The 5,560-nt window shown below is 70.1% G+C and carries 4 protein-coding genes; all 4 read left to right on the top strand.

Going from position 1 to position 5,560, the window contains the following annotated elements; all coding sequences use genetic code 11:
• On the top strand, positions 1-772 hold a 772-nt coding region (locus ABZ281_RS35475; RefSeq protein ID WP_356662184.1), incomplete at its 5' end, for an ABC transporter ATP-binding protein.
• A gap of 170 nt (positions 773-942) precedes the next feature.
• A complete protein-coding gene (locus ABZ281_RS35470) occupies positions 943-3,003 on the top strand; it encodes a M4 family metallopeptidase (RefSeq protein WP_356662183.1) in 2,061 nt (686 codons plus the stop codon).
• A 220-nt stretch (positions 3,004-3,223) separates the two neighbouring features.
• Positions 3,224-4,870 carry a M4 family metallopeptidase gene (locus ABZ281_RS35465; RefSeq protein WP_356662182.1) on the top strand — a complete coding sequence of 549 codons (1,647 nt, stop codon included), beginning with the start codon at positions 3,224-3,226 and terminating at the stop codon, positions 4,868-4,870.
• A 62-nt stretch (positions 4,871-4,932) separates the two neighbouring features.
• A complete protein-coding gene (locus tag ABZ281_RS35460) occupies positions 4,933-5,469 on the top strand; it encodes a DUF1990 domain-containing protein (RefSeq protein ID WP_356662181.1) in 537 nt (178 codons plus the stop codon).
• Positions 5,470-5,560: the final 91 nt, after the last annotated feature.

Here is a 5,560-nt window from a genome sequence, read left to right as displayed (position 1 = left end):
GTTCGTCGGGGGCGTGGAGGTGCTGCGCGGTGTCGATCTGACGGTGCGGCCCGGGGAGCGGCTCGCCCTGGTCGGGCCGTCCGGCGCCGGCAAGACCACGCTGAGCCGGCTGATGGCGGGCATCGACGCGCCGACCGCGGGCTCGGTGACGGTCGGCGGTGTGCCGGTCGTCGGGCTGGGACCGGAGCGGCTGCGCCGCCAGGTCGTCCTGGTCACCCAGGAGCACCACGTGTTCCTCGGCTCGGTCCGCGACAACCTGCGGATCGCCGAACCGTACGCCGGGGACGAACAGTTGTGGGACGCGCTGACCGTGGTCGGCGCCGACGGGTGGGTGCGGGAGCTGCCGCAGGGCCTGGACACCCCGCTGGGGCAGGGCGGTTGCCGTACCGACGGTTCACAGGCCCAGCAACTGGCTTTGGCCCGGGTGGTGCTGGCGGACCCGCACACGCTGATCCTCGACGAGGCGACCGCGTTGCTGGATCCGACGACCGCCCGGCACACCGAGCGGGCCCTGGCCGCGGTACTCGAAGGGCGCACCGTCATCGCCGTCGCACACCGGCTGCACACCGCGCACGACGCCGACCGGGTGGCGGTGATGGAGGACGGCCGGCTGACCGAACTCGGCACCCACGACGAACTGGTGGCGGCCGGCGGCGCCTACGCGGCACTGTGGCACTCCTGGCACGGGGATCTGCCCGAGGAGGGCGCAGCGCCCGCACAGCGGATCCGCCCGGGGACAGCGAAGCGTCCACTTGGCGACGCGTCCGTATAACGAACATGAACTTCCGGACAACGAACCGTTTCCGGCCATACTTTTGACGCGGTCCTGACAGAAAGCGCGCTCCCCTGTCACGCTTCCCACGACTGCTCCACAGGAACCCCACAGCAACACCTCCACCTCCCCAGGCCGGGCGACCCCCGGTCCCGCAGAAGGAGTCAGTGTTGAGAAGCAGTTCCCCGCGAAGAGGCACCTCCCACAGACGCACTCCCCACACCCCCCGCCGCACCGCGGCCGTGGCCCTCGTCGGCGTCGCCGCGCTGATGGCCGCCGCAGTCCAGAGCGGCACGGCCCTCGCGGCCCCCGAGAAGACACCGCCGGCCGCGAGCAAGGCGATACCCGGCTCGGAATCGCTCAAGCTCAGCCCCGCCCAGCGCGCCGCGCTGATCCGCAAGGCCGAGGCCGGCACGGCGCAGACCGCCCGGGACCTGGGTCTCGGAGCCAAGGAGAAGCTGGCCGTCCGTGACGTCGTGAAAGACGCCGACGGCACGGTCCACACCCGCTACGAGCGCACCTACGCCGGCCTGCCCGTCCTCGGCGGCGACCTCGTCGTCAAGGCCGCCAAGTCCGGTGCGACCAAGGCGGTCGTCAAGGCGACCCGCGCCGCCATCAAGCCGGCCACCACCACTGCCGCCGTCTCCGTAGCCAAGGCGGAGAAGCAGGCGCTGGCCGCCGCCAAGGCGGACGACGCCAAGAGCGCCGATGTCGACAAGGCCCCGCGCAAGGTGATCTGGGCCGCGAGCGGCAAGCCGGTCCTCGCCTACGAGACCGTCGTCGGAGGCCTCCAGAAGGACGGCACCCCGAACGAGCTGCACGTCGTCACCGACGCGGCCACGGGCGCCAAGCTCTACGAGTACCAGGGCATCGAGACCGGCACCGGCAACACGATGTACAGCGGCACGGTGACGCTCGGCACCACGCAGTCGGGGTCGACGTACAACCTGACCGACGGCGCGCGCGGCGGCCACAAGACGTACAACCTCAACCGCGGCAGCTCCGGCACCGGCACGCTGTTCTCCGGTCCCGACGACGTGTGGGGCAACGGCAGCCCCTCCAACACCGAGACCGCGGGCGCGGACGCCCACTACGGCGCGGCGCTGACGTGGGACTACTACAAGAACGTGCACGGGCGTTCGGGCATCAGGGGCGACGGCGTCGGCGCCTACTCCCGGGTCCACTACGGCAACAACTACGTCAACGCCTTCTGGTCCGACAGCTGCTTCTGCATGACCTACGGCGACGGGTCGGGCAATACCCACCCGCTGACGTCGATCGACGTGGCCGGTCACGAGATGACCCACGGCGTCACGTCCAACACCGCGGGCCTGAACTACAGCGGCGAGTCCGGCGGCCTGAACGAGGCCACCTCCGACATCTTCGGATCGACGGTCGAGTTCTACGCGAACAACTCCTCCGACGTCGGTGACTACCTCATCGGCGAGGAGATCGACATCAACGGCGACGGCAGCCCGCTGCGCTACATGGACAAGCCGAGCAAGGACGGCGCGTCCAAGGACAGCTGGTACTCGGGCATCGGCTCGATCGACGTGCACTACTCGTCGGGCCCCGCCAACCACTTCTTCTATCTGCTCTCCGAGGGCAGCGGCACCAAGACCATCAACGGTGTCACGTACAACTCGCCCACCTCGGACGGTCTTCCGGTCACCGGCATCGGCCGGGGCAAGGCGGAGAAGATCTGGTTCCGCGCGCTCACCACGAAGTTCACCTCGAACACCAACTACGCGGGCGCCCGTACCGGCACCCTCGCGGCCACGGGTGAGCTCTACGGCACGGACAGCGCCGAGTACAAGGCGGTCCAGGACGCGTGGGCGGGCATCAACGTCGGCGCACGCTCCGGCGGCGGGGGCGGCGGCGGCACGTCCTTCGAGAACACGGCCGACGTGGCGATCCCGGACCGAGGGGCCGCGGTCAACTCGCCGATCACCGTCTCCGGCCGGACGGGCAACGCGCCGTCCAACCTCCAGGTCGCGGTGGACATCGTCCACACCTACATCGGCGACCTCAAGGTGGACCTGGTGGCCCCCGACGGCTCGGTGTACACGCTGAAGGGCTACGGCACCGGCGGAAGCGCGGACAACATCAACACCACCTACACGGTGAACGCCTCCTCCGAGGTGGCCAACGGCGTCTGGAACCTGCGGGTCCAGGACAACGCGGCCATCGACACCGGCTACATCAACAGCTGGAAGCTGACGTTCCCGTAGGCCGGTAGATCCGCAGGCCCGTAGGGCCTCGAAGTCAGGGCGCCGCCCCGGTGGGTGCCAACCCCCCGGGGCGGCGTCCGTTTCACCTGCCCTCGCGTACATCTGGTCGTCGAGTTCCGGCCAACATCACGCCCCTCTCCTGACATGTACGCGCCTCTGGTGCCACTCTTCCCCCACGCCGCACAGCACCGCAGCACTTCCCCCACAACGAGGAGCTCGTGTGTCCACTTCTGTCTACGCGCGTCAAAAGCGAGCCACGCTCGCCATCGCCACCGCCGTCGCCGCCGGCGCCCTGCTCACCACCGGACTGACCTCCGGCAGCAGCGCCGCCGCGGACTCCGCGAGCAAGCCGGCCCTCGCCGCCGCCCCCGTCCTGCTCTCCGCGCCCGCCCGCACCGCGCTCATCCAGGAGCAGCAGGCGGACGCCACGAGGACCGCCGACGAGATAGGCCTCGGCGCCCAGGAGAAGCTGGTCGTCAAGGACGTCGTGAAGGACGCCGACGGCTCGGTCCACACCCGCTACGAGCGTACCTACGCGGGCCTGCCGGTCCTCGGCGGCGACCTCGTGGTGCACGAGTCGAAGTCCGGGGCCGCCAAGGGCGTCACCAGAGCCGCCAAGGCGGCCCTGAAGGTGGCCTCGCTCAAGCCCGCGGTCACCGCCGCCAAGGCGGAGAAGCAGGCCGTGACCCTCGCCAAGTCGGCCGGCTCCAAGAAGACCGAGGCCGACTCCGCCCCGCGCAAGGTGATCTGGGCGGCGAACGGCAAGCCGGTCCTCGCCTACGAGACCGTCGTCGGCGGACTCCAGGAGGACGGCACCCCGAACGAACTGCACGTCGTCACCGACGCCGCCACCGGCAAGAAGCTCTACGAGTACCAGGGCGTCGAGACCGGCACCGGCAACACCACCTACAGCGGCCAGGTCACCCTCAGCACCACCAAGTCCGGGTCGATGTACAACCTGACGGACGGCACCCGCGGCGGCCACAAGACGTACAACCTCAACCGCGGCACCTCCGGCACCGGCACCCTCTTCTCCGGCTCCGACGACGTCTGGGGCACCGGCAACCCGTCCAACACCGAGACCGCCGCCGCCGACGCCCACTACGGCGCCCAGATCACCTGGGACTTCTACAAGAGCGCCTTCGGCCGCAACGGCATCCGCAACGACGGCAAGGCCGCCTACTCGCGGGTCCACTACGGCAACAGCTACGTCAACGCCTTCTGGTCCGACAGCTGCTTCTGCATGACCTACGGCGACGGGTCGGGCAACACCCACCCGCTGACCTCGCTCGACGTGGCCGCGCACGAGATGAGCCACGGCCTGACCTCGGCCACGGCGGGCCTGAACTACAGCGGAGAGTCCGGCGGTCTGAACGAGGCCACCTCCGACATCTTCGGCGCGGGCGCCGAGTTCTTCGCGGGCAACTCCTCCGACGTCGGTGACTACCTCATCGGCGAGGAGATCGACATCAACGGCGACGGCAGCCCGCTGCGCTACATGGACAAGCCGAGCAAGGACGGCGCGTCCAAGGACAACTGGTCCTCCAGCCTCGGCGGGGTGGACGTCCACTACTCCTCCGGTCCCGCCAACCACTTCTTCTACCTGCTGTCCGAGGGCAGCGGCTCGAAGACGATCAACGGCGTGACCTACAACTCGCCCACGTCCAACGGCTCCACGGTCACCGGCATCGGCCGGACCAAGGCGCTGCAGATCTGGTACAAGGCGCTGACGACGTACATGACGTCGACGACCAAGTACGCGCAGGCCCGCACGGCGACCCTCAACGCCGCCTCGGCGCTCTACGGCGCGTCCAGCACCGAGTACAAGGCGGTCGCGTCCGCCTGGTCGGCCGTGAACGTCGGCTGACCGATCCACGACCATGGGCGGTACCCGGATCGCAGGCCGGGCCGGGTACCGCCCTACTCTTGGTGACCGTGCCTCATCCTGATCCGAAGGACTTCACCTACGCCGATGTCGGCGCCACCCGCGACGAGGGCTTCTGCCCGCCGGGCTTCCATCCCATGAACGTGCGCACCCGCCTGGGCGAGGGCGAGGAGGTCTTCCGCCGGGCCTCCGAGGCGGTTCTCACCTGGGAGATGCACCGGTCGATGGGCGTCGGCATCGACGCGGGCGCCGACCGGGCCGCCCCCGGCGTCGACGTCACCGTCACCCTCGCCGGCATGATCAAGGCCCCCTGCCGCGTGGTCTGGACGGTCGAGGTACCCCGCCGGGCCGGCTGGGCCTACGGCACCCTGCCCGGCCACCCGGAGACCGGCGAGGAGTCCTTCGTGGTCGACCGCACGGGCGACGGCACGGTGTGGCTGACGGTGAACGCGTTCAGCCGCGCGGCGAAGTGGTACGCGAGGGCGGGCGGCCCGGCGACCAGGGGCGTGCAACACGCCTATGCCCGCCGCTGCGGCACCGTCCTGCGCAACCTCGCCACGCAGGGTGGTGACGGCACCTAGTGCCGCGACAGGCAACGTTTGCCCGTTGAGGAGCGGCGTCCGGTGCGTGCTCTCGGCGTGCCGGCCGGAAGCCCTCGTACTGGACGTACTC

The sequence above is a fragment of the Streptomyces sp. NPDC006265 genome (genome assembly GCF_040613555.1).
In the GTDB taxonomy this organism is placed as follows: Bacteria; Actinomycetota; Actinomycetes; order Streptomycetales; family Streptomycetaceae; genus Streptomyces.
The sequence above is the reverse complement of the archived record's forward strand: the minus strand, read 5'-3'. Positions and strand labels throughout refer to the sequence as shown.